The sequence below is a fragment of the Tropicimonas sp. IMCC34043 genome, assembly GCF_003390845.1.
GTDB lineage: Bacteria > Pseudomonadota > Alphaproteobacteria > Rhodobacterales > Rhodobacteraceae > Tropicimonas.
On sequence record NZ_QMEK01000001.1, the window covers coordinates 1,903,294 to 1,924,527 of the forward strand.

Below are 21,234 nucleotides of genomic sequence, written 5' to 3' on the forward strand. Positions count from 1 at the left end.
GAGGGGTGCTCAGGCCTCGGGCCAGAGCGAATGAAAATGATGCACCGGGCCGTGGCCCTGGCCGATATCCAGACCGTCGGCCGCGGCGATGGCATCGTTCAGCCAGGCCCGCGCGGCCGCGACCGCGTCGGGCAGTGCCGCCCCCTTGGCGAGTTCGGCGGCAACCGCCGAGGACAGGGTGCAGCCGGTGCCATGGGTGTTGCGCGTCGCGATCCGCGGGCCGTCGATCCAGCTCGCCCCGCCCTCCCAGACCAGCAGATCGGGGCTGTCGGGCCCGTCGAGATGCCCACCTTTCAGCAGCACCGCGGCGGGACCCAGCGCCAGCAGGGCCGTCGCCTGCCGCTCCATCGCCGGTCGGGTTTCGGCTGTCGGCACGCCCAGGAGTGCGGCCGCCTCGGGCAGGTTCGGGGTCAGCAGCGTGGCACGCGGCAACAGCCGGGCACGCAATTCGGCAACCGCGTCCTCGGGCAACAGCGGGTGCCCGCCCTTTGCAACCATCACCGGGTCGAGCACCACGGGGCCGTCATAACCCGCCAGCGCCGCCGCAACCGCCGCGGCGATCTCGGCGCTGGCGATCATGCCGATCTTGACCGCGTCGACGCGGATATCGTCCAGCACCATGGCAATCTGGTCTGACACGAACGCCGGCGGCACCCTGTGCACGCCGCTGACACCGCGGGTATTCTGCGCCGTCAGCGCGGTCAGCGCCGCCATGCCATAGACCCCGAGCGCCGAAAACGTCTTCAGATCCGCCTGGATACCCGCCCCGCCCGATGGGTCCGACCCCGCGATGGACAGCGCCGTTGCGACGCTCATGTCCGCTGCTCCAGCGCCCGCTGTGCCCGCGCCCGCCGCACCGCCCAGACCAGATCGCGCGCGGCCTCTGCCGGATCGGGCGTGCCGCAGATCGCCGAGACGACGGCAAGCCCCACGGCGCCGGCGCCAATCGCGGCCTCGGCCTCGGCGGGACCGACCCCGCCGATTGCGACTGCGGGCACCTTGCAGACCGCCAGCATCCGCCGCAGCCCGTCGATCCCGACCGGCGGGGCATGGCCGGGCTTGGTGGCGGTGGCGAAGACCGGGCCGGCCCCGACATGATCGACAACCGCCGGGTCGACACCCCGCGCCTGCGCCTCGGTCTCGACCGACAGACCCAGCACCATGTCAGGCCCGATCGCCGCACGTGCCGCGGGCGCCGCCATATCGCCCTGCCCGATGTGCAGCCCGTCGGCCTCCAGTTCCACGGCGGCCGCCACATCGTCGTTGATCACGAGTTTTGCCGCCGTCCCCGCCAGCGCCACCTGCAGCTCCCGGCCAATCGCCACCATCTCGACGGTCGTCGCGGTCTTGTGGCGCAGTTGCACGACACGGACGCCGCCCAGGACAGCCGCCCGCGCGGTCTCGACCATCCCGGCCGGGCCGCCACAAAGCCCGGGGTCGAGCACCAGATAGGCCGACAGGTCCCAGCCCGGTTTCATGCCGCGACCACGCGCATGGCATCGATGCTGGCAGGGCTGACGGATGCCAGCGCATCGAGGAAAGCCATGGCAAAGCTGCCCGGACCCTGCGCCGACAGTTCCGCCGCCTCGCCCGCGGCGGCGAAATGGCTGAGCGCGCCGACGGTCGCGGCGAACGGGTCGGGGACCGCGGCGGCATAGGCGCCGACGAGGCAGGTCAACGCACAGCCCGTCGCCGTCACCTGCGGCATCAAGGCCGAGCCACCGGCAATCCGCACCCCCCGCGTCCCGTCGGTCACGAAATCGACCGCGCCGGTCACCGCAACGACGCCACCGGTCTGCGCCGCAAGGGCCCGCGCCGCCTGTTCCGCCGCCGCCACGCTGTCACCGGCGTCGACGCCCTTTCCGGCACTGGCCTGCCCGGCAAGCGCCAGGATCTCGGAGGCATTGCCGCGCACCACATCGGGGCAGAGCGCGATCAGCCGGGCGACGGTCTCGCGCCGGAAACGTGTCGCGAAACAGGCCACCGGATCCAGCACCCAGGGCACGCCCGCTTCGCGCGCCGCATTGGCCGCCGCCATCATGCCCTCGACCCAGCGCGGGCCGATGGTGCCGATGTTCACCGTCACCGCCCCGGCAATCCCCGCGAATTCGCCCGATTCCTCGGGGTCATGCACCATTGCCGGAGCAGCCCCCGCCGCCAGCAGAACGTTGGCGGCAAAGTTCATCGCGACATAATTGGTGATGCACTGAACGAGTGGCGTTGCCGCCCGCATTGCAGACAGCGCTTCGGCCGGGGTTCGGGACAGGGTGTCGGGACGGGTCATTGCGTGCCTCCTTGGCAGAGGCCGGTCGGAAACGGGATGGTCTGCCCCGGTTCCCGACTCCCTCCGCCAGCATGATCTGGTTCAGGTTCAAAGGGTGCTTCTCAGCCCGGATAAACGGACGCCCCTGTCGATGACGCTCAGACAAACAGATCGCCCCGGCAATGTCACGGGGCAATCGCAAAGAAATCGGGCCGCCCCGTGCACGGGACGACCCTTAAGTCAGCTTCGGTCAAATTGCTCCGGCTCAGGGCGCGCCGCGCGGGCGGCGCCCCCCGGCAGATAGTGTCAGACCAGTTCCATGGCCGGGATCTGTTCGGGGATGATCAGACTTGCCGAGGTCGCGGCACGCACATCCTCGACACTTGCTCCCGGCCCGAGTTCGCGCAGAACCAGACCTGCCTCGGTCGGCTCGATCACCGCAAGCTCGGTCACGATCAGACTGACCCGCCGCGCCGCGGTCAGGGGCAGCGTGCACTCGGGCACGATCTTGGGCTTGCCCTTGGCGCTGTGCACCATGGCAACGATCACCCGCTTGGCGCCGGCCACCAGATCCATCGCGCCGCCCATGCCCGGCACCATCTTGCCCGGCACCATCCAGTTGGCGAGAAATCCGCGCTCGTCGACCTGCAGCCCGCCGAGAACGGTCATGTCCAGATGCCCGCCGCGGATCAGTCCGAAGGACATCGCCGAATCGATCGAGGCAGCCCCCGGCACCGCCGTCACAAAGCTGCCGCCCGCGTCGGTCAGATCGGGATCTTCCATACCCTCGGGCGGTCGCGAGCCAAGGCCGATCACCCCGTTCTCGGCCTGGAAGAACACATCCACATCGGCCGGCAGAAAATTGGCGACGAGGCTCGGCAACCCGATCCCGAGGTTGACCAGCATGTCGGTCTTGACCTCGCGCGCGACACGGCGGGCAATGATTTCCTTTGCGTCCATCTCAGTGCTCCCGTTCCAGAAGGTGATCGACCAGAACGCCCGGCGTCTTCACGGCATCGGGCGGGATCGCGCCGACCGGCAGGATCGAATGCGGCTCGGCAATCACCGTGTCGGCGGCCATCGCCATGATCGGGTTGAAGTTGTGGGCGGTCAGCGAATATTCCAGATTGCCCTTGTAGTCGGCCGACTTCGCCGCGATCAGCGCGAAATCGCCCCGGATCGGCTTTTCCAGCAAGAACCGCTTGCCGTCGATCTCCATCACCTGCTTGCCGTCCTCGACCGGCGTGCCAAGACCCGTGGCCGTCAGAACGCCCCCGAGTCCCACACCGCCCGCGCGGATCCGCTCGACCAGCGTGCCTTGGGGCACCAGTTCGACCTCGATCTCGCCCGCGATCAACTTGGCCTGGGTCTCGGGGTTCAGCCCGATGTGGCTGGCAATCAGTTTCGTCACCAGCCCGGCCGTCACCAGCTTGCCGATGCCGCACCCCGGCATCGCGGTATCATTTGCGACCACCGTGAACCCGCCGACCCCGCGCGCCACCAGCGCGTCGATCAGACGATGGGGCGATCCGACCCCCATGAACCCGCCGATCAGCAGCACGGACCCTTCCGGGATCAATGCCGCCGCCTCGTCCGCTTTCTTGGCTGTCTTCATCTGTCGCACCTCTACTGGACTGACGCGTTCCATCGCCCATGGTCGGGGATAATCTGCCGATACGACAGGGAAGTGTCGGGGGCAGCATGTCGCAGGGCGCTACTCGCAACCGCGCCATGACGGCAGGACCGAAAACGTCATCCCGCCCCTCGGGTCGCACGTCGGGGAGACCGCGCGACGACCCGGTTCCGGCGTTCGGCTGCGGACCGTCATGGCTCGGCGCGAAATGTCAGCCCCGGCGCAAGCGCCGCCGCAGGCGCCGCCGCGATACCGCGAGCATCAGGAAACCCGACGACAACAACGGCAGACCGGCCGGCACCGGGACCGCCAATGGCGTCAGGAGAAATGCGTGGTTCGCGCCCGAGGCGGTCTTTCCGATGGCGAGGATCTGTCCCTTGTCGTTGACGTCATAGGCATTGACCAAGCTCACGCCCAGCAGTGCGTCGATCTCGCCGTTCAGGTCCACCATCTTGCCGTTCTTCCAGACGAAGGCATGGACCCCGGCCTCGGAACCGCTGCGGCCCACGATCTGACCCGATGCGTTGATCGCCATGGCCTGGCTGTAGTTCAATCCCCCCGGAAGATCGCCGAGGTTTGTCAGCACCCCGTCCTCCCACAGGAATGCACGGGGCCCGGTGCTGGAGGAGGTATAGCCGACAACCGCCCCGCTGTCGTTGACGCCATAGGCAAAGGCGCTGCCATGGCCACCCGGCAGATTGCCGATCTCAATCATCTCGCCGTCTTTCCACAATGCGGCGCTGTTCACAGTGCCGTCATTGAAGTAGCCGACGATCGCGCTTCCGTCATCGCTGATCCCGAGCGCGAAGGTGTCATCGGTTCCGCCATAGGCTGCGCCGATATCCGTCATCACGCCATCGCTCCACACGAAGCCACGGGAACTGTCATCGGCCGAGCTGAACCCCACGATCTGGCCGGCGTTATTGATGGCCGTCGCATAGCTGCCGACGGTGCCCCCCGGCAGATTGCCGAGGTCGCTGATCGCGCCGCTTTCCCACAGAATGGCGTGATTGACGCCGTCGCGGGTGCTGTAGCCCACGATCTGACCGGCGTCGTTGATGCCAAGAGCATAGCTTTCGCTGCCCCCCGCCACGACACCGAGGTCGGTCAGAACACCACTGTCCCAAAGAAATGCGTGATACCCGGTCGCGGTCGCGCCATATCCCACGACCTGCCCCAGTTCGTTGAGGCCCCGGGCATAGGTTGCGTCCGCTCCGCCGGGCAGGTCGCCGATATCGACCATGCTATAGCTGAGCGCCGATACCGCCGAAGCGCCGCTCAGGATGCAAAATGAGACAATGGCACTCAAAGGGAGTACGCTGGTCGGAAAAGCTAGGCGCATGGCCATCCTCATGTAATTTCGTATTGTCATGCCCGCATCCGGTTTCCCGCGCAGCACCAGTTCAGGCAGAAGATGTCTTCTTTGCCACAACCCCTCTTTTGAGCAATACAACCATAAGGGCAAATATGACGCTGCGTAAATACAACCATAACGCGATGCCGCGCTGCGGAGACGCAACAGCGACACACCCCATCTGACGTCAAAACTCGTATTGTTACAATATTTTCAATTACTTAAGAAAATATGGATTGACTTGGGCTCAGGTTTCAAAAATGCCTCGATATTGCTCTCGCAGCAGCTTTTTCTGGACCTTGCCCATGGAGTTTCGCGGCAGTTCCTCAAGGATCACATAGTGCCGCGGCTGTTTGAACCGGGCCAGCCTTGTGCCGATCTCGGCCTCGATCGTCGCAATGTCGAGCATCGCGCCCGGCTCGGGCACCAGCACCGCAACCACGCTTTCGCCGAAATCGGGATGGGGCGCGCCGATCACCGCGCTTTCCAGCACGCCCGACTCGGCATCGAGAACCTCCTCGACTTCCTTGGGATAGATGTTGAACCCGCCCGAGATGATCAGGTCCTTGCCACGGCCGACGATGGTCACATAGCCATCCTCGGCCAGCGTCCCGAGATCGCCGGTGATGAAGAACCCGTCGGGCCGGAGCTCCTCGGCGGTCTTCTCGGGCATCCGCCAATAGCCCCTGAAGACGTTGGGGCCGCGCACCTCGATCATCCCCACCTCGCCCACGGGCACCTCGTGGCCGCTGTCGGGGTCGGTAACGCGGATCTCCACCCCCGGCAGGGCGGGTCCCACGGTGCCGGCCCGGCGGTCGCCGTCATAGGGGTTCGAGGTGTTCATGTTGGTCTCGGTCATGCCATAGCGTTCCAGGATCCGACTGCCGGTCCGCGCCTCGAAGGCGCGGTGGGTTTCGGCCAGCAGCGGTGCCGAGCCGGAGATGAACAGGCGCATGCCGGTAACCAGTTCGCGCGTGAAGCCGGGTTCGTCGAGCAGCCGCGTGTAGAATGTCGGCACCCCCATCATCGCGGTCGCGTGCGGCAGTGCCTCCATCACGCTGTTCAATTCGAACCGCGGCAGGAACACCATCGACCCGCCGGCCAGCAGCATCACGTTGCAGGCCACGAACAACCCGTGGGAGTGAAAGATCGGCAGCGCGTGGATCAACACGTCGCGGTCGGTGAAACGCCAAGTCTCGGTCAGCACACGGGCGTTCGACAACAGGTTGCGATGGCTCAGCATCGCTCCCTTCGACAGCCCCGTCGTGCCCGAGGTGTAGAGCAGCGCCGCCAGGTCATCCTCGCCCCGGTCGACCGGGACAAAGCTCTCCGGAAGCTCGGCGGCAAGATCCGGAAAGCTGCCGGTGCCATCGGCTTCGAGCGTCTCGAACCTCGCGTCAAGCGCGGTGCAGGTCGGCTGAAGGGCCGCGCGGGCCTGCGGCCGTCCCAGCACCAGACGGGCACCCGAGTTCGAGATGAAGTATTCGACCTCGTGCGGGGTATAGCCCGTGTTCAGCGGCAGAAAGACCACCCCCGACATGACGCAGGCGGCATAGACCGCCAGCGCCTCGGGCGACTTGTCGACCTGCACCGCCAACCGGTCACCGCGCTGCAGGCCAAGCTCTGTCAGAAGGTTGGCAAAGCGCGCGGCCAGGCGCAGGAACTCGTCATGGCTCCAGGTTCTTTCGCCGGGGCAGACGAGAAACGGCGTGTCAGCCCCCAGATGGCGGGCGAAAAGGGCGTCAAAAAGAGGATTTGGCATCGGGTGGCCTCGCTGCTGTCCGTCCGTTCCTACCCCCGGGTCCGCAGAGAGGGCAAGATACCCTGCTGCCGCTGCCGGGGACGTGCCGCGGCTTGTCGCGTGTTGCCGTTGGGTCAGTATCCGAGCTTGCGTTCACCCGTTCGTATCAAGTGATATTTTCTGCTTGCGCAAAGCTTCCTGTGGATAACATTTCATCCCCATCAACCTTTGATTAACCATCCCTGACGCCATTTCTGACCTTTCGTAACGCGATGGGCGACGGCGACGGCGTCCGCTTCAAGATGTAAAAATAATGCATTGTTATTGCTTCATAAATCGGAAAACAGACTGCCAGTGCCGTGACCCGACAATGGAAAATTCCTGCCGCCCGCGGGACAGAGTCGCAGGAAAACACCGGCAAATCTGTGGATAAGTCAGTGGAGAGATCGTCAACGACCGCGGGAAAACCCTAACAGCCGCACCGCGTTGCAGCATTCTCAAGCTGGAGGTCTCTGGCCCTCGCCAAAGGGCTCGGCGCGGCTTGCCTCGGGGCTCCTGCAAGGCGAAATTGGGACGGCAATCGCAACGTCCGGAATCCGGGCGCCCCCGCCTGACGGAGCCTCAGATGACCCAACCGATGTGCCCTCCCAACGAAAATCGCGGCCATTTCCGACAAATCGCGCCCCGGCACGCCATCGCCGCCAGCCATCGTCAGCCGGCGCCATGACCGATCCGTCCCGCATTGCGGCCTGGCAACAGGAAGACCGCATTACCGCCTGGGGGATCGACGGAGATGGCCGCGTGCTGTGGCAGCAAAGCCTGCCGCTTGCCGAAAGCGCCTCCGCCGAAGCCGCCATCGTCGCGCTGGGGCAGATCGCCACTGCCCGGGGACAGACGGACGCCGAGGCGGTTGTCTGCGGGCTGATCCCGCCGGGACCTCGCGCCGCCGACTGGCTGCGTGCGGTGCCCTGCCCGCCGCTGCCGGGCAGCCTGCCTGCGCCGAACGAACGTGCCATGGGGCTGCGGGTGGTGGCGGTTCCGGGGCTGAGCCAGACCAACCCGCCCGATCTGCTCTGCGGCGGCGAAACAGCGGTCGCGGGCTATCTGGCGCTGCACTCGGATTTCGATGGCGTGCTTTGCCTGACCGGCGCGAACAGCGCCTGGATCCACGTCAGCGCCGGCGAGGTCGTCAGTTTCCGCAGCTTTCTGACCGGAGACTTGCTGCGGGCTCTGGCAGATTCAGTGGACGCGGCCGCCAAGGTCGAACCCGGCAGCCCCGAAGCCCAGGCGCTGCGGCAGGCCGCCGGGGACAGCCTCGCCCACCCCGAGCGGCTGGCAGCGCGGCTGGCGCAGATCCGGGCCGAGCTGCGCGTGACCGGGCTCCACCCTGACATCGCCGCTGCGCGCCGCGCCGGGCTGCTGATCGGGGCAGAGCTTGCCGCAGCCCGGCCCTGGTGGCTGGGACAGGCGGTGACGGTGATCGGCACCGATCCCTCGCGCGGCCAGTATCTCGAGGCGCTGGCAGGGCTTGGTGTCACAGCGACATTGGCCGAACTTCCTGCGATGATCGTTGCCGGTCTGGGCGTTGCCCGGGCGCGAACCGCAACCGACGCTGCATGACACCGGCGCCGCGCAGGTTCGCGGATCGGACAGAAGCCCTGTCGACAGAGCAGTCCTGCATGAAGATGCCCGCACGCGCCGCCGATGCCACACCCGAAACCAACGAGGTCACTCATGCGCAAGGAAAGCTTCGGAACCACCCGGGATGCCCGGACGGTGGAGCGTATCACACTCGACAACGGCACCCTGAGCATCGGCCTGCTGACCCTTGGCGCCACCTTGCAGGAGCTGCGGCTGGCCGGCTGCGACCGCTCGCTGACGCTCGGCAGCGCGGATGTGGCCGAATATGATACCGATGGCGGATTGTACTATTTCGGCGCAATCGTCGGGCCGGTCGCCAACCGCATCCTCAATGCAACAACGTCGCTCGACGGTCGCACGCTGACGCTTCAGGCCAACGGCCCCGGCGGGCATTGCCTGCATGGCGGTCTGAACGGCCTGCACCAGAAGGTATGGGAGATCGTGGACGCGACAGACACTGAGGTGACGCTCGCCACGACGGCCGCCGATGGCGAGGGTGGCTTCCCCGGCAACCGGCGGTTCGAGGCGCGATTCACGCTCGACGGCGCCAGTCTGGTCCTGACCCTGCGGGCCGAGACCGACGCCCCGACCCTGGTGAACCTTGCCAACCACAGCTACTGGAACCTCGGGCCGGGGCCGGATTTCCACGACCACAGCCTGCAGGTCTCGGCCGACAGAATGCTGGTCGTCGATGACGTCGCCATGGTGACGGGCGAGATCCTGCCCGTCGCGGGCACGGCGTTCGACTTCCGCGAGCCGCGGCAATTGACGCCTGAGGACGACATCGACAACAACTTCTGTCTCGCCGAGGCGCGGGGGCCACTGCGGCCGGGTTGCGTGCTGACCGGCCCCGACGGTCTGCGCATGGAGGTTGCGACCACCGAACCGGGGCTGCAGATCTATGACGCGCGCCACATGCCGGCCGCGGGGGTCCCCGGACACGACGGCCACCGCTATGGCCCGCGCTCCGGCGTGGCGATCGAGGCGCAGTTCTGGCCCGACTCCCCGAACCACCCCGAATTCCCCTCGATCCGGCTCGATCCGGGCCAGCCCTGGGAACAGGTGACACGGTTCACCTTCAGCCGCGGCTGAGCGCGATCCGCGGGGTCCGGTTCGGCCAGCCGCCGCGGGCGGGAGCGATCCTCGCCCGCCGCCATCTTGTCCGGCGTCGCGAACGCCCGGAATCGCCTGACGGTATCATGCCTGTTTGGTGAAATCCCGGGTCCCGACGCCGTGCAGGCCGCCTTGCCGCGCCGGGCGGGGGCCGCGAGCCGGGTTGGATTCGCGCGCCGTCCGTGGTCTTGTAGCTGCACGTCCAGCACCAGCATCGGCTCTGACATGATCGACCCGACCGCCTATGACAACGCCGATTTCATCCCCGAGGGGCATGGGTATTTCGACCGCTGGGTGAAGCAGGCAGCGGCCTTTCGCGCCGCCCACCCGGCGACGTTGCAACGACTCGATCTTGCCTATGGCCCGCATCCGCGCGAGGCATACGACCTGTTTCTGCCCCAGTCCGGGGCGCCCGTCGGGCTTGTGATCTTCGTTCATGGCGGGTTCTGGCAACTCGGCGGGCGCAAGGACTGGTCGCACCTGGCCGCTGGTGCGCTTGGCCATGGCTGGGCGGTAGCGCTGCCGTCCTATCCGCTCGCCCCCGAGGCGCGCATCGCCAAGATCTCGCGCGCGGTCGTGCGGGCCGTCGAGGCGGCGGCCGAGACCACGCAAGGCCCCATCCTTCTGTCCGGCCATTCGGCTGGCGGGCATCTGGCGCTGCGCACTGTCTGCCCCGGTGCGGCGCTTTCGGCAGATGTGCGGGCGCGGATCGCTGGCGTGCTCGCAATCTCGCCGATTGTCGATCTGAACCCCTTGCTGCTGCTGCCGATGAACGAATTCTTGCTGATCGACGCCGACGAGGCCGAAAGCGAAAGCCCGATGCTCTATCCCCAGCCCGACTGCCCGGTGCAGATCGAGATCGGCGCGATGGAGCGGCCGGCCTTTATCGATCAGGCGCTGCGACTTGCCGATGCCTGGCCTGCGGCCGAGCTGACAGTGACCGAAGGCCGGCACCATTTCGACGTTCCTGCGCCGCTGTCCGACCCAGAAAGCCGTCTGGTCACGGCAATGCTGTCAATGGCGGAAGATCGCTGAACCCTCCGCTCAGCGGCCGAACTGCGCCAGCCCGGCAAAGTCGATCCGCTCCAGCACCGGCCGCATCGCCTCGACCGAGGCTCCGACCGCCTGCACGATGATCCGGCCGTCGACCAGCCCGGTCAACTCGCCGCTCTGTTCCAGAAACGGCTGCGTGCCGATCATGATCTTGTCGCCGACGGACACCGAGTCGATATCGCCAAGCAGGCCGGCCAGTGCCTGTACCACCGCATTGTCGGCCATCAGCGTCACCCCGAACTGGGCATCGCCGCTGGAATAGACCGCGCTTGCCCCGACGCCACCGCCAAAGATCGAGCGGCCGGTCATCGATTCGTTCGACAGCGCGCGGGTCCAGCCCGACGGCGGCCCGGGCAGAAACGCCGACAGCCCGGCGGTATTCATCTCGCGCACCAGTTGCTGGGCATTGCTGAGTTCTTCCAGCGTCTGCTGCATGTCGCCGCCCTGATACGCGCTGCGGGCCGCGTCGATTGCATCGAGAACCCCGTCGGCCATGGCGGCGGGCGCAGTGCCCGCCAGCAGAAGGACAATCGACACGCGGCAGAAAAAAGCCATGGGGGACCTCGGGCCTGGGGATCGGACAGACGCCATGCTAACGGCGCGAACCACAAGGCTCAATCGTCAACGGCGGGTTGGCCAAACCTGTCGCGCCAGCAGGGCACCGGGTCGCCGGGCGCTGCGGTCGCGTGGAACACGCCGCGGGCAATGGCACGGGCAAGGCAGCACGCCGCGGCATGTCCCAGCGCCATCGCGTCCAGCACCGGATCGGCCAGCACCCGCGCCCCGGTCGCCGCAGCAAAGACCAGATCGCCGTCAAAGGGCGTGTGCGAGGGGACGATGGCGCGGGCCATGCCGTCATGGGCCGCGGTCGCCGTCCGCTGTGCCTGCGCTTGGGTCAGTGCCGCATCTGTCGCGACGATGGCGATGGTTGTCGCCTGACCCTGCTTCAACCCCGGCTCGGCGCCGGGATCATGGGCGGCGACAGTCCCGAGCCCGCCGAACTCCTCCCCGAATTCCCAAGGCGCTGCCCAGAACTGCGGCCCCGCCCTGCCCGTCACATCGCCAAGCGCATTCACGGCAACGAGCGCGCCCACGGTCACGCCACAGTCAAGCACGAGCGAGGCCGAGCCGAGCCCGCCCTTGAGGCTGCGGGTGGTCGCACCGGTGCCCGCACCGACGCTGCCAAGGGCAAAATCGCGGCCCGCAGCGGCCAATGCTGCACGCCCCAGCGCCTTGTAGGGGTTTTCGTCCCAGCCCTTGTCGCCGCCATTCAGCAGATCGAACAGGATTGCGCCCGGCACGATCGGCACCCGCTGATCGCCGACCAGAAACCCGCGGCCCATGGCCCTGAGACCGTCGGCAACCCCCGAGGCCGCATCGAGCCCGAAGGCAGATCCACCCGACAGCACCAGCGCATCGACCTCCTGCACCAGCTTGTCGGGCGCCAGAAGGTCGGTTTCGCGGGTGCCGGGGGCGCCGCCCATCACATGGACGGCGGCGGTGAACGGCACATCGCCCAGCACCACACTGACCCCGGACTTGAGGCCCGGGAAGCTTGCATTGCCAACCCGGAGTCCCGGGACATCGGTGATCAGGTTCGTTGCCCCGGGGTGCATCGGTTTCTCCCTTGGTTCAGATACAGCGGCCGCCATCGACCTCGAGCGCGGCGCCGGTGATCATCGCCGCCTCGTCCGAGCACAGGAACACCGCCGCATTACCGATATCCTCGGGCGTCGAAAACCGGCCGATCGGGATCGTGGCCAGAAACTTCGCCCGCATCTCGGGCGTGTCCTCGCCCATGAAGCTTTTCAACAGCGGCGTGTCGCCGGCCACCGGGCAGATCGCGTTGACCCGGACCCCGGCTGGCGCCAGTTCCACGGCCATCGCCTTGGTCGCGGTGATCATCCAGCCCTTCGAGGCGTTGTACCAGTTCAGCAGCGGCCGCGGTGAAAGCCCGGCGGTCGAGGCCATGTTCAGGATCGCGCCCCCGCCCTTCGCCTTCATGTGCGGCACCAGATGCACCGCGGTGTGATAGACCGACTTGGCGTTGACCGCGAAGACCCTGTCGAAATCGTGCTCGGTCACCTCCTCCATCGGCTGCGGCTTGTGGGTGATGCCGGCGTTGTTGATCAGGATGTCGACCTTGCCGAAGGCCTTGATCGCCGCCTCGGCCATTTCCTTTACGCTGCCGGTAAAGGCGACATCGGTGAACTGCGCGATGCCGTCCACCTCGCTTGCCACCTTGCGCGCCGATTCGATGTTGATGTCGGCGATCATCACCCTCGCCCCCTCGGCGGTGAACTTGCGCGCGATGCCTGCGCCAAAACCTGACCCTCCGCCGGTGATGATGGCGGATTTCCCTTCCAGTCGCATGGTGCTCCTCCCTATGCTCGCCCCGACGCAAACGCCAACGGGCAAGCTCAGGAGACAGCGCATGACCCTAGATCTCAACACAAATCCGCGTTTGGGCATGGGATGCTGGGCGATTGGCGGGCCGTTCTGGGCCGGCGAGACGCCGCTTGGCTGGGGTGAGGTCGACGATGCCGAATCGATCCGCGCGATCAAGGCCGCGCTCGACGGCGGGATCCGCTATTTCGACACGGCGAACGTCTATGGCGCGGGTCATTCCGAACGGATCCTCGGCGCGGCGCTCGACGGGCGGCACGATGTGGCGATCTCGACCAAGATCGGCAATGTCTTTGACGAGAAGACGGCGCAGATGATCGGAGAGATCAGCAGCCGCGAGCAGGCCCGCGAGCAGATCGAGGCGAGCCTCAAACGGCTGGGGCGCGAGCGGATCGACCTTGTGTTCCTGCATCTGAACGACATGCCGCCCGACGAGGCAGCCCCGATCTTCGACGCGATGGAAGAGGCCCGCAAGGAGGGCAGGATCGGCGGCTATGGCTGGAGCACCGATTTCCCCGAATCGGTGGCGTCATTGCAGGAATGGCCGGGCTTCGTGGCGGTCCAGCACACGATGAACCTGTGGTTTCCGGCCAGCCGGATGATCGAAACGGTCGAACGCCACCAGTTTCTGTCGGTCAACCGGATGCCTCTGGGCATGGGGGTCTTCAGCGGAAAATACGATGCCGGCGCCCGCCTGCCAAAGGGCGATGTGCGCACGAACAGTTTCGGCTGGATGGATTATTTCCGCGACGGTGAGGCAACGCCCGAGGTGCTGGCAGCGCTCGACGCCGTGCGCGAGTTGCTGCAAAGCGGTGGGCGTACGCTGGCCCAGGGCGCCCTGGGCTGGATACTGGCGCGCAGCGGTGCGACCTGCCCGATCCCGGGCATCCGGACCGAGGCGCAGGCGGTCGAGAACGCGGCGGCGCTCGACTTCGGCCCCCTACCTCAGACAGTGATGGACGAGATCGAGGCGATCATCCCACGGCCCGACGAGGGCGAACCGCGCGCGCGATAGCCCGCAGCAACCCGACGCAGGGGCCAGACACGAAAAAGGGCGCGCAGCCCAGTGACTGCGCGCCCCCTGTTTCGGCAAGATCCGGGATCAGGCGTTCAGCGGCTCGGCCTCGGTCGCCGGAGCGGTCAATGCCGCCTCGCCCGTGCCGGCGATCTCGATCCGGCGCGGCTTCAGCGCTTCGGGGATCTCGCGCACCAGGTCGATGTGCAGCATGCCGTCGGCGTGGCTCGCGCCCGTCACACGTACGTGGTCGGCAAGCTGAAAGCGCCGTTCAAAGGCACGGGTGGCAATGCCGCGATGCAGGAAGACCTTGTCCTTCGGATCCTCGGCCTTGCGCGCAGACACGATCAGCGCGCCGTCCCTGACCTCGACGTTCAGGTCGGATTCGGCAAAACCCGCCACCGCGATCGAGATCCGATAGGCGTTTTCGGCGGTCTTTTCGATGTTGTAGGGCGGATAGCTCGGCTGCGAGACTTCGGCAGCGAGCACGCGGTCCATCAGGTCGGCAACGCGGTCGAAGCCGACGGTGGCGCGATAGAGCGGGGCAAAATCAAGTGTACGCATTGTGATCATCCTCTCCAGAGCGATGTGCTGTGCGGCGCCTTCCCTTGGGGACAGGCGCCCGTTTCACTGCCCGGGTCCAATTCTGGCCCCCGGACGCCCTTGATTTAGGCGCGGCCCGGCGGCTTTCAAGAGATGGCGATCAGGGAAATACGGCGGGCTGCGCCAGCGCCTGTTGCAGCCGCGCCAGCTCGTCCCCCAGTTCGCGGGCAAGAACCACAGGGCGTCCCTCCGCCTCGGCCATCGCCGAGATTACCGCCGCGACCCGCGGCACCCCGCCGTCGAGCCGGAAAGCCGGCGCCCCCGAGGATCCGAAATCGACGTCGCAGGCGAGGATCGCCACGCCGTCCTTGCGTTCGAGAACCTCGCAAAGCTGGCGCAGCGGCGCCACCTCGGCCCTGCCCTCGGCAAAAGACACGACGCCCGCCTGTCCGGCCTCGGGCAGTTCGGGCGCCGTGCCCATCGGCGCGATCTGCTGCTCGGGGATTGGCCGCGACAGCTCCAGCAATGCCAGATCCGCCGCCACCCGTCCGCGCCCCGGGGCAATGCCTGCAACCCGGTCGGGATGGGTGACAGCCCGGCGTACCAGCCGCGCGACCGCGGCGTGACCGTCATGCCATCCGGCCAGAAACAGTATTCGTTCGGGCGGGATCGGTCGCCCCGTCATAAGGTCGACCAGGCAATGCGCCGCGGTCAGCACCTGAGCCGGCGAAACCAGCGTCCCGGTGCAGAATTCGTCGCCGCCAAGGTCAAGCCGCCCGACCGCTGCCCAGCCGCCGGTCGGATCGCGCGTGCCCTCGGCCGCCGCGTCCCCGGCAAGGCAAGGAACGGCAAAAAACAATGCACTACAGCCGATCAGCAGGAAAAGGTCTCGGGGCATGGGACGGCACCAGCTGTTGCCCGGTCGCGGCCCTGCGCCCGGATCAATCGACCAGACCCGCCTGGACCAGCCGCCGCGGGGCTGGCCCGCCCGTGGCCCAGTCGAGCAGTTCCACGGTATGCACAACAGGCACCCTTGTGCCAGAGCCGATCTGCATCAGACAGCCGATGTTGCCGCCCGCAATCACATCGGGGGTCCGCGCCTGCAACGTCGCCACCTTGCGCGCCTTCAACTCGGCCGAAATCGCGGGCTGCAGCAGGTTGTAGGTGCCGGCAGACCCGCAGCACAGATGCGGGTCTGCCGGCTCCACCACCTCGAATCCTGCGCCCGTCAGCAGCGCCTTCGGGGCGATTTTGATCTTCTGGCCATGCTGCAACGAACAGGCGGCGTGATAGGCAACCCGCAGCGGACGGGGCGCGGTGGCCTTGGGGGCGAGGTCGGTCAGCACCTCGGTCACGTCGCGGGCGATTGCCGCAACCGCCGCCGCCTCGACAGCAAGCTCGGTGCCCGCGAACATGTGGCCATAATCCTTGACCGTGGTGCCGCAACCCGAGGCGTTGATGACAATGGCGTCAAGCCCCGCGCCCGCCATCTCCGCCGACCAGGCGCGGATGGTCCGGGCCGCCGTGGCATGGGCCGCCTCGGTCTTGCCCATGTGATGGGTCACCGCCCCGCAGCAGCCCTGCCCCCGCGCCACCGCCACCTCGCAGCCAAGCCGCGTCAGCAGCCGGATCGTGGCATCGTTGATGTCGGTATCGAGCGCGCGTTGCGCACACCCGGTCAGCAGTGCCACCCGCATCCGCCGCGGCCCGCGCGCCGCGAACACCTGCGGGTCGTCATTGCGGCTGACCGGCGGGATCTGCTTTGGCGCCATGTCGAGCATCGCGCGCAACCGTGCATCGGGGATCAGCCCCCGGAACGGACGGCCCAGCTTTGCCGCCGCCAGCGCCCAGCGGAACCGCATCGGATAGGGCAGGATCTGCGCCAGCAGCCAGCGCAGGGCACGGTCGCCAAAGGGCCGGCGATAGGTCGCCTCGACATGCGCCCGCGCCGTATCGAGCAGATGCATGTAATCGACGCCCGATGGACAGGTGGTCATGCAGGCAAGGCAGCCGAGACAGCGATCGAGGTGGCGCACGGTCTTTTCATCCGCCGGCCTCCCGGCCTCGAGCATGTCCTTGATCAGATAGATCCGGCCCCGCGGACTGTCGAGCTCGTCGCCCAGAACCTGATAGGACGGGCAGGTCGCGGTGCAGAACCCGCAATGGACGCAGGCCCGAAGAATTGCGTTTGCCTCGGCCAGGGCCGGATCGCGAAGCTGATCGGGGGAAAAACTGGTCTGCATCCTATCCGTCCATCAGCCCGGGGTTCAGGATCCCTCGCGGATCGAACCGTGCCCTCAACCCGGCCGACAGCGCCGCAACCGGCGCCGGTTCCGGCGGAACGGCCCGCAGCCGCGCCGCAGTGTCAGGCGCCGCCCGCACGAGGCTCGCATGTCCCGAAATCCCCGCCAGCGCCGCGCGCAGATCGCTGCCCGCCTCCGCCAGCACCCAGACCAGCCCGCCGCCCCAGTCATAGATCACCTCGGCCCCCTGCACCGCGGCCCCGACCCGCGGCCCGTCGGAGGGCCGGACCGAAACCCGCCAGACATCCCCCGGCCTGCCGGCAAAGGCCGCCACGTCGCGAAGCCCCGACCAGATCGCAGCCACCCTGCCCGGCTCGGTCTCGACCGCGATCTCGCCCCGATCCGCCAACAGCGCGCACAACCGTTCGCTGCGATAGGCAACCGACTCCGCAAAGCCCTCGACCCGGATCAGCGTCTCGGGCGTGCCCTCGGTCCCGCGCGGAGAATGCGCCGCACCGGTCACCTCGAAGGGCGAGCCAAGCGCGGCTGCCAGCGCAGCGACCGCCTCCACGTCCGACAGCCCTTGTATCCGCAGGCTCGCCGCCGCCTCGGGCCGCGGCAACACCTTCAGGCTCACCTCGCTCAGAACGCCCAGCGTCCCACGGCTGCCGGCAAGCAACCGAACGAGGTCATAGCCCGTCACGTTCTTCATCACCCGGCCGCCGGATTTCAGCACCTGCCCCATCCCGTCGACAAAGCGCAGCCCCAGCAGCGCGTCGCGGCAGGCCCCGGCCTGGATCCGGCGCGGCCCCGAGACATTGCCCGCAACCACCCCGCCAATCGTCGGCACCCCTTCGGTCCCCAGAAGCATCCGATGATCCATCGGCTCGAAGGCAAGCCGCTGCCCCTCGGCATCGAGCAGGGCCTCGATCTCGGCCATCGGCGTGCCTGCGCGCGCGACCAGCGTCAGCGCCTCGGGCTCATACAGCACGACACCCGAAATCCCGGCAACGCTCAGATCCTCGCCCGCCGCCACCCGCCCACGCGTACCGCCGCCACGCACCGCGAGCGGCCCCGCGGCTCCGGCGATGGCCTCCGCCAGTTCCGCCTCACTCCCCGGTGCGATCATCGGTCCCCCCCGGCTTCTTCTGTTCCAAAATATCCTCGGGGGGTGAATTGGCCGTCAGGCCAAGAGGGGGCGGAAGGCCCCCTCACGCCACTTCCCGCCGCCCGCGCGACGCCTCCAGCGGAAACACCTTGGCCGGGTTCAGCAGCCAGCCCGGGTCGAACACGTCTTTGACCGCCATCTGAATCTCCAGATCGGCGGCGGAAAACTGCACCCCCATCAGCTCGCGCTTTTCGACCCCGACACCGTGTTCGCCGGTCAGGCAGCCGCCCACCTCGACACAAAGCTTGAGGATCTCGGCCCCCACCGCCTCGCATTTCTCCAGATCCCCGGGCTTGTTGGCGTCGAACAGGATCAGCGGATGCATGTTGCCATCACCGGCGTGGAACACATTGCCGACGGCCAGCCCGGCGGCGGCGCTGATCTCTGCGATCCGGGTCAGCACATGCGGCAGCTGCGACACCGGGATCGTGCCGTCGAGACAGATGTAGTCGCCGATCCGCCCCATGGCGCCAAAGGCCGACTTGCGCCCCAGCCAGATCCGCGCCGATTCCTCGGCCGACGCGCTCTCCCGCAAAACGACCGGATCGTGGCGCCGCGCGATCTGGCAAATCAGCCCGAGCTGCGCGTCGATCTCCTCGGGTGCGCCCTCGACCTCGACGATCAGCAGCGCGGCACAATCGGGATAGCCGGCATGGGCGAAATCCTCGGTGGCGCGGATGCAGATCCGGTCCATGAACTCGATCGCGACCGGCAGCACACCGGCGCGGATGATGTCGGCGACACAGCGCCCGGCGGTCTCGACCGCGTCGAACCCCATCAGAACGGGGCGCGCGCCCTCGGGCTTGCGCAGGATGCGCAGCGTCGCCTCGGTCACCACGCCCAGCTGGCCTTCGGAGCCACAGACCAGCCCCAGCAGGTCATATCCCGCCGCATCGAGATGGCCGCCGCCAAGCTCGACCACCGTGCCGTCCATCAGCACCATGGTCACGCCCAGCAGGTTATTGGTGGTGACCCCGTATTTCAGGCAATGCGCGCCGCCCGAGTTCATCGCCACATTGCCGGCAATGGCGCAGGCAAGCTGGCTGGAGGGATCGGGCGCATAGAAGAAATCGCGCTCGGCCACGGCATCCGAGACAGACAGGTTGGTGCGCCCCGCCTCAACCCGGATGATCCGGTCCTCATAGTCGATCTCGAGCACGCGGGTCATCCGCGCGATCCCCAGCACCACGCAATCCGCCGTCGGCATCGCGCCCCCGGCGAGCGAAGTGCCGGCACCGCGCGGCACCACCGGCACGCCTTCCTCGTGGCAGACCTTCAGCACTGCGGCGACCTCGGCGGTCGATCCCGGCAGAACGACAGCCAGCGGCGGACAGCGATAGGCGGTCAGGGCATCGCATTCATAGGCGCGGGTCTCGGCCGGGTCGTGGATCACCGCCCGTCCGGGCAGGACCGACCCCAGCCGTTCCAGAATCCGCGCCTTTCGCGCAAGCACATCGGCCCGCGGCTCTGGCATCTGCATGAAAACCCCTCCCAAGATTGGTAAGAAAATATAACCAATTTTGCCAGATGGCAAGCCACGAAATCGCGGCTAGGGTCGCGCCATGAACATCGTCACCCAATTCGACCTGCTGTCACCGCTCGATCTGGCCGCGCTCGCGCTCCTGCTGATCTGCATCTTCGGCCTTGACCGCCTTGTCGAACATTCCCCGGCCCGCTTCCGGTCGGTATCCTACGTGATGCGCGGCTATCGCGCCGAATGGATGCGCCATATGGTGACGCGCCAGCCGCGGATCTTCGACAGCGCGATCCTCGGCACGCTGCGCCAGGGCACGACCTTCTTTGCCTCGAGTTCCATCATCGCGATCGGCGGCGCGCTGGCGCTGATGTCCAATCCGCAGACGTTGAACGACCTTGCCGGCGATCTGACCAAGAGCCAGGCGCCGGCGGTTCTGTGGGAGATCAAGATGCTGCTGATCGTGCTTTTGCTGATCAGCGCCTTCCTGCGCTTTGTCTGGGCGCATCGGCTGTTCGGCTATGCCGCTGTGCTAATGGCGGCGGTGCCGAACGACCCCGAGGATCCGCTTGCCTTTCCGCGGGCGGCGAAGGCCGGGGACCTCAGCTCGCTTGCCGGCCGCAGCTTCAACCGCGGCATGCGGTCGGTCTATTTCTCTCTCGGGGCAACGGGTTGGCTGATCGGGGCAGCGCCGCTGATGCTGACCACGCTTGCCATCACCGCAATGATCCTGCGGCGCGAATTCGGCTCGAACACCCGGGTCGTGCTGATGCGCCCGGAAGACTAGGACAGCGAAAGGGCGCCGCGGCTGTGGCCAGAAAACGCTGGCGCCGCCGATTGGCTGATCCGGAACTAACAAGGCGCCACCCGAGGGCAGCGCCTTTGCAACGATCACGTCATGGATGGTGCCAGCAGCGCCCTGCTCAGGCGGCGCGGCGACGGCGGCGCATCAGGCGTTCGGCCACAAAGGCCACACCGAGCCCGCCGAACATCAGCATCCCCGTGGCAGGCAGCGGAACCGCCGGCATATCGTTTGTACTGTATTCGATGACATAGGTCGCGCCATAGGTGCTGTCTCCGGAAAACCACCCCGATGACCTGTCCATCAGTGCGTAGTTTGCCCCCGGCCAGGACGCAAGGCCCCGCCTGCTCCAGTTGGTATAGCTCAGGTTTTCACCTTCCTCGGGACCGGCCTGCCAGGACCAGTTGCCTTCGGAGGCACTGTCGCTTGCGGCAATATAGACCGTCGGGGAACTTCCATAAAACTTGGCAATGCCTCGCACGAAGGCGTTTTCTTCTGCCGAGGTTATCGTGACCAGATACCCGGACATTCCATCGTATTCCGAAGCTGCAGCAGCATTCAGCGCAGTGGAATAGGATCCCCAACTGGGCACGAAGTCGTACCAGTGGCCATTTCCACCCTCTTCAACCGTCCACTGCACAGGAATCGCCGAAACTGAGGATCCCGCCAACACAGCTGCTGCGAGGATCGAGCCAACAAGCGCAATCTTCATTTCTTAACCCACCAAATTATTCGTTGCATCTGCCACATAATACTATCGTTGCAGAAATCAAGGATTCCTTGCC

General features: G+C 66.9%; 21 protein-coding genes and 1 riboswitch. Of the genes, 5 read left to right on the forward strand and 16 right to left on the reverse strand.

Features of this window, described 5'->3' with window-relative positions; translation table 11 throughout:
• Nucleotides 1-9 precede the first annotated feature (9 nt).
• The 7 genes from thiD to DQG17_RS08980 form a co-directional block, all read right to left on the reverse strand.
• Nucleotides 10-816: a bifunctional hydroxymethylpyrimidine kinase/phosphomethylpyrimidine kinase gene (gene thiD, locus DQG17_RS08950; RefSeq protein WP_116132348.1), complete on the reverse strand. Its 807-nt coding sequence runs from the start codon at nt 814-816 to the stop codon at nt 10-12.
• Complete coding sequence (thiE, locus tag DQG17_RS08955) at nt 813-1,478, reverse strand: thiamine phosphate synthase (protein ID WP_116132349.1); 666 nt, start codon at nt 1,476-1,478, stop codon at nt 813-815. Before thiE ends, thiD begins: the two co-directional genes overlap by 4 nt.
• Complete coding sequence (thiM, locus tag DQG17_RS08960) at nt 1,475-2,284, reverse strand: hydroxyethylthiazole kinase (RefSeq protein ID WP_116132350.1); 810 nt, start codon at nt 2,282-2,284, stop codon at nt 1,475-1,477. Before thiM ends, thiE begins: the two co-directional genes overlap by 4 nt.
• A gap of 41 nt (nt 2,285-2,325) precedes the next feature.
• A riboswitch (TPP riboswitch) is annotated at nt 2,326-2,420 on the reverse strand.
• A gap of 149 nt (nt 2,421-2,569) precedes the next feature.
• Nucleotides 2,570-3,223, reverse strand: coding sequence for a 3-oxoacid CoA-transferase subunit B (locus DQG17_RS08965; protein WP_116132351.1), 654 nt, complete (start codon nt 3,221-3,223; stop codon nt 2,570-2,572).
• Nucleotide 3,224: 1 nt separating this feature from the next.
• A complete protein-coding gene (locus DQG17_RS08970; protein ID WP_116132352.1) occupies nt 3,225-3,878 on the reverse strand; it encodes a CoA transferase subunit A in 654 nt (217 codons plus the stop codon).
• A gap of 229 nt (nt 3,879-4,107) precedes the next feature.
• On the reverse strand, nt 4,108-5,424 hold the full coding sequence (locus DQG17_RS08975) for a hypothetical protein (RefSeq protein WP_157973557.1): 1,317 nt from the start codon (nt 5,422-5,424) through the stop codon (nt 4,108-4,110).
• A 73-nt stretch (nt 5,425-5,497) separates the two neighbouring features.
• The gene (locus DQG17_RS08980) at nt 5,498-7,012 is read right to left on the reverse strand and encodes a malonyl-CoA synthase (protein ID WP_116132354.1); all 1,515 of its coding nucleotides are present in this window, start codon (nt 7,010-7,012) and stop codon (nt 5,498-5,500) included.
• 702 nt (nt 7,013-7,714) lie between these two features.
• Between DQG17_RS08980 and DQG17_RS08985 the strand changes: the two genes are divergently transcribed.
• The 3 genes from DQG17_RS08985 (at nt 7,715) to DQG17_RS08995 (ending at nt 10,780) form a co-directional block, all read left to right on the forward strand.
• Entirely contained in the window at nt 7,715-8,611 is an 897-nt protein-coding gene (locus DQG17_RS08985) for a 2-dehydro-3-deoxygalactonokinase (RefSeq protein WP_116132355.1), read from the forward strand.
• Between the two features lie 114 nt (nt 8,612-8,725).
• Nucleotides 8,726-9,724, forward strand: coding sequence for an aldose epimerase family protein (locus DQG17_RS08990; RefSeq protein ID WP_116132356.1), 999 nt, complete (start codon nt 8,726-8,728; stop codon nt 9,722-9,724).
• A gap of 246 nt (nt 9,725-9,970) precedes the next feature.
• The gene (locus DQG17_RS08995) at nt 9,971-10,780 is read left to right on the forward strand and encodes an alpha/beta hydrolase (RefSeq protein WP_116132357.1); all 810 of its coding nucleotides are present in this window, start codon (nt 9,971-9,973) and stop codon (nt 10,778-10,780) included.
• Nucleotides 10,781-10,789: 9 nt separating this feature from the next.
• Here DQG17_RS08995 and DQG17_RS09000 read toward each other — a convergent pair whose 3' ends face one another.
• Genes DQG17_RS09000 through DQG17_RS09010 form a run of 3 tightly spaced genes read right to left on the reverse strand, consistent with a single transcriptional unit; the run spans nt 10,790 to nt 13,171 of the window.
• Nucleotides 10,790-11,353 (reverse strand): hypothetical protein, encoded by a 564-nt coding sequence (locus DQG17_RS09000; RefSeq protein WP_116132358.1) that lies wholly within the window; start codon nt 11,351-11,353, stop codon nt 10,790-10,792.
• Between the two features lie 59 nt (nt 11,354-11,412).
• Entirely contained in the window at nt 11,413-12,414 is a 1,002-nt protein-coding gene (locus tag DQG17_RS09005; RefSeq protein WP_116132359.1) for a P1 family peptidase, read from the reverse strand.
• 16 nt (nt 12,415-12,430) lie between these two features.
• Entirely contained in the window at nt 12,431-13,171 is a 741-nt protein-coding gene (locus DQG17_RS09010) for an SDR family oxidoreductase (RefSeq protein ID WP_116132360.1), read from the reverse strand.
• Between the two features lie 61 nt (nt 13,172-13,232).
• Here DQG17_RS09010 and DQG17_RS09015 point away from each other — a divergent pair, with 61 nt between their 5' ends.
• Nucleotides 13,233-14,219 (forward strand): aldo/keto reductase, encoded by a 987-nt coding sequence (locus DQG17_RS09015; RefSeq protein ID WP_116132361.1) that lies wholly within the window; start codon nt 13,233-13,235, stop codon nt 14,217-14,219.
• A gap of 87 nt (nt 14,220-14,306) precedes the next feature.
• Here the strand turns inward: DQG17_RS09015 and DQG17_RS09020 are convergent, their stop codons facing one another.
• The 5 genes from DQG17_RS09020 to DQG17_RS09040 all read right to left on the reverse strand — a co-directional run bounded on the left by DQG17_RS09020 (nt 14,307) and on the right by DQG17_RS09040 (nt 19,653).
• Nucleotides 14,307-14,783, reverse strand: coding sequence for an Hsp20 family protein (locus tag DQG17_RS09020; RefSeq protein ID WP_116132362.1), 477 nt, complete (start codon nt 14,781-14,783; stop codon nt 14,307-14,309).
• A gap of 139 nt (nt 14,784-14,922) precedes the next feature.
• Nucleotides 14,923-15,660: a serine protease gene (locus DQG17_RS09025; protein WP_116132363.1), complete on the reverse strand. Its 738-nt coding sequence runs from the start codon at nt 15,658-15,660 to the stop codon at nt 14,923-14,925.
• A gap of 43 nt (nt 15,661-15,703) precedes the next feature.
• A complete protein-coding gene (gene glcF, locus DQG17_RS09030; protein WP_116132364.1) occupies nt 15,704-17,005 on the reverse strand; it encodes a glycolate oxidase subunit GlcF in 1,302 nt (433 codons plus the stop codon).
• Between the two features lies 1 nt (nt 17,006).
• Nucleotides 17,007-18,131: an FAD-binding protein gene (locus DQG17_RS09035; protein ID WP_116132661.1), complete on the reverse strand. Its 1,125-nt coding sequence runs from the start codon at nt 18,129-18,131 to the stop codon at nt 17,007-17,009.
• 85 nt (nt 18,132-18,216) lie between these two features.
• Nucleotides 18,217-19,653 (reverse strand): FAD-linked oxidase C-terminal domain-containing protein, encoded by a 1,437-nt coding sequence (locus DQG17_RS09040; RefSeq protein ID WP_116132365.1) that lies wholly within the window; start codon nt 19,651-19,653, stop codon nt 18,217-18,219.
• Between the two features lie 82 nt (nt 19,654-19,735).
• On the opposite strand from DQG17_RS09040, the gene DQG17_RS09045 reads away from it, so the two are divergent.
• A complete protein-coding gene (locus DQG17_RS09045) occupies nt 19,736-20,434 on the forward strand; it encodes a DUF599 domain-containing protein (RefSeq protein ID WP_116132366.1) in 699 nt (232 codons plus the stop codon).
• A 136-nt stretch (nt 20,435-20,570) separates the two neighbouring features.
• Here DQG17_RS09045 and DQG17_RS09050 read toward each other — a convergent pair whose 3' ends face one another.
• Entirely contained in the window at nt 20,571-21,161 is a 591-nt protein-coding gene (locus DQG17_RS09050) for a lectin-like protein (protein WP_116132367.1), read from the reverse strand.
• Nucleotides 21,162-21,234 lie beyond the last annotated feature (73 nt).

Coding starts and splice junctions, on each gene's coding strand:
- thiD (WP_116132348.1), bottom strand. CDS start 816: ATGAGCGTCGCAACGGCGCTGTCCATCGCGGGGTCGGACCCATCGGGC.
- thiE (WP_116132349.1), bottom strand. CDS start 1,478: ATGAAACCGGGCTGGGACCTGTCGGCCTATCTGGTGCTCGACCCCGGG.
- thiM (WP_116132350.1), bottom strand. CDS start 2,284: ATGACCCGTCCCGACACCCTGTCCCGAACCCCGGCCGAAGCGCTGTCT.
- DQG17_RS08965 (WP_116132351.1), bottom strand. CDS start 3,223: ATGGACGCAAAGGAAATCATTGCCCGCCGTGTCGCGCGCGAGGTCAAG.
- DQG17_RS08970 (WP_116132352.1), bottom strand. CDS start 3,878: ATGAAGACAGCCAAGAAAGCGGACGAGGCGGCGGCATTGATCCCGGAA.
- DQG17_RS08980 (WP_116132354.1), bottom strand. CDS start 7,012: ATGCCAAATCCTCTTTTTGACGCCCTTTTCGCCCGCCATCTGGGGGCT.
- DQG17_RS08985 (WP_116132355.1), top strand. CDS start 7,715: ATGACCGATCCGTCCCGCATTGCGGCCTGGCAACAGGAAGACCGCATT.
- DQG17_RS08990 (WP_116132356.1), top strand. CDS start 8,726: ATGCGCAAGGAAAGCTTCGGAACCACCCGGGATGCCCGGACGGTGGAG.
- DQG17_RS08995 (WP_116132357.1), top strand. CDS start 9,971: ATGATCGACCCGACCGCCTATGACAACGCCGATTTCATCCCCGAGGGG.
- DQG17_RS09000 (WP_116132358.1), bottom strand. CDS start 11,353: ATGGCTTTTTTCTGCCGCGTGTCGATTGTCCTTCTGCTGGCGGGCACT.
- DQG17_RS09005 (WP_116132359.1), bottom strand. CDS start 12,414: ATGCACCCCGGGGCAACGAACCTGATCACCGATGTCCCGGGACTCCGG.
- DQG17_RS09010 (WP_116132360.1), bottom strand. CDS start 13,171: ATGCGACTGGAAGGGAAATCCGCCATCATCACCGGCGGAGGGTCAGGT.
- DQG17_RS09015 (WP_116132361.1), top strand. CDS start 13,233: ATGACCCTAGATCTCAACACAAATCCGCGTTTGGGCATGGGATGCTGG.
- DQG17_RS09020 (WP_116132362.1), bottom strand. CDS start 14,783: ATGCGTACACTTGATTTTGCCCCGCTCTATCGCGCCACCGTCGGCTTC.
- DQG17_RS09025 (WP_116132363.1), bottom strand. CDS start 15,660: ATGCCCCGAGACCTTTTCCTGCTGATCGGCTGTAGTGCATTGTTTTTT.
- glcF (WP_116132364.1), bottom strand. CDS start 17,005: ATGCAGACCAGTTTTTCCCCCGATCAGCTTCGCGATCCGGCCCTGGCC.
- DQG17_RS09040 (WP_116132365.1), bottom strand. CDS start 19,653: ATGCAGATGCCAGAGCCGCGGGCCGATGTGCTTGCGCGAAAGGCGCGG.
- DQG17_RS09045 (WP_116132366.1), top strand. CDS start 19,736: ATGAACATCGTCACCCAATTCGACCTGCTGTCACCGCTCGATCTGGCC.
- DQG17_RS09050 (WP_116132367.1), bottom strand. CDS start 21,161: ATGAAGATTGCGCTTGTTGGCTCGATCCTCGCAGCAGCTGTGTTGGCG.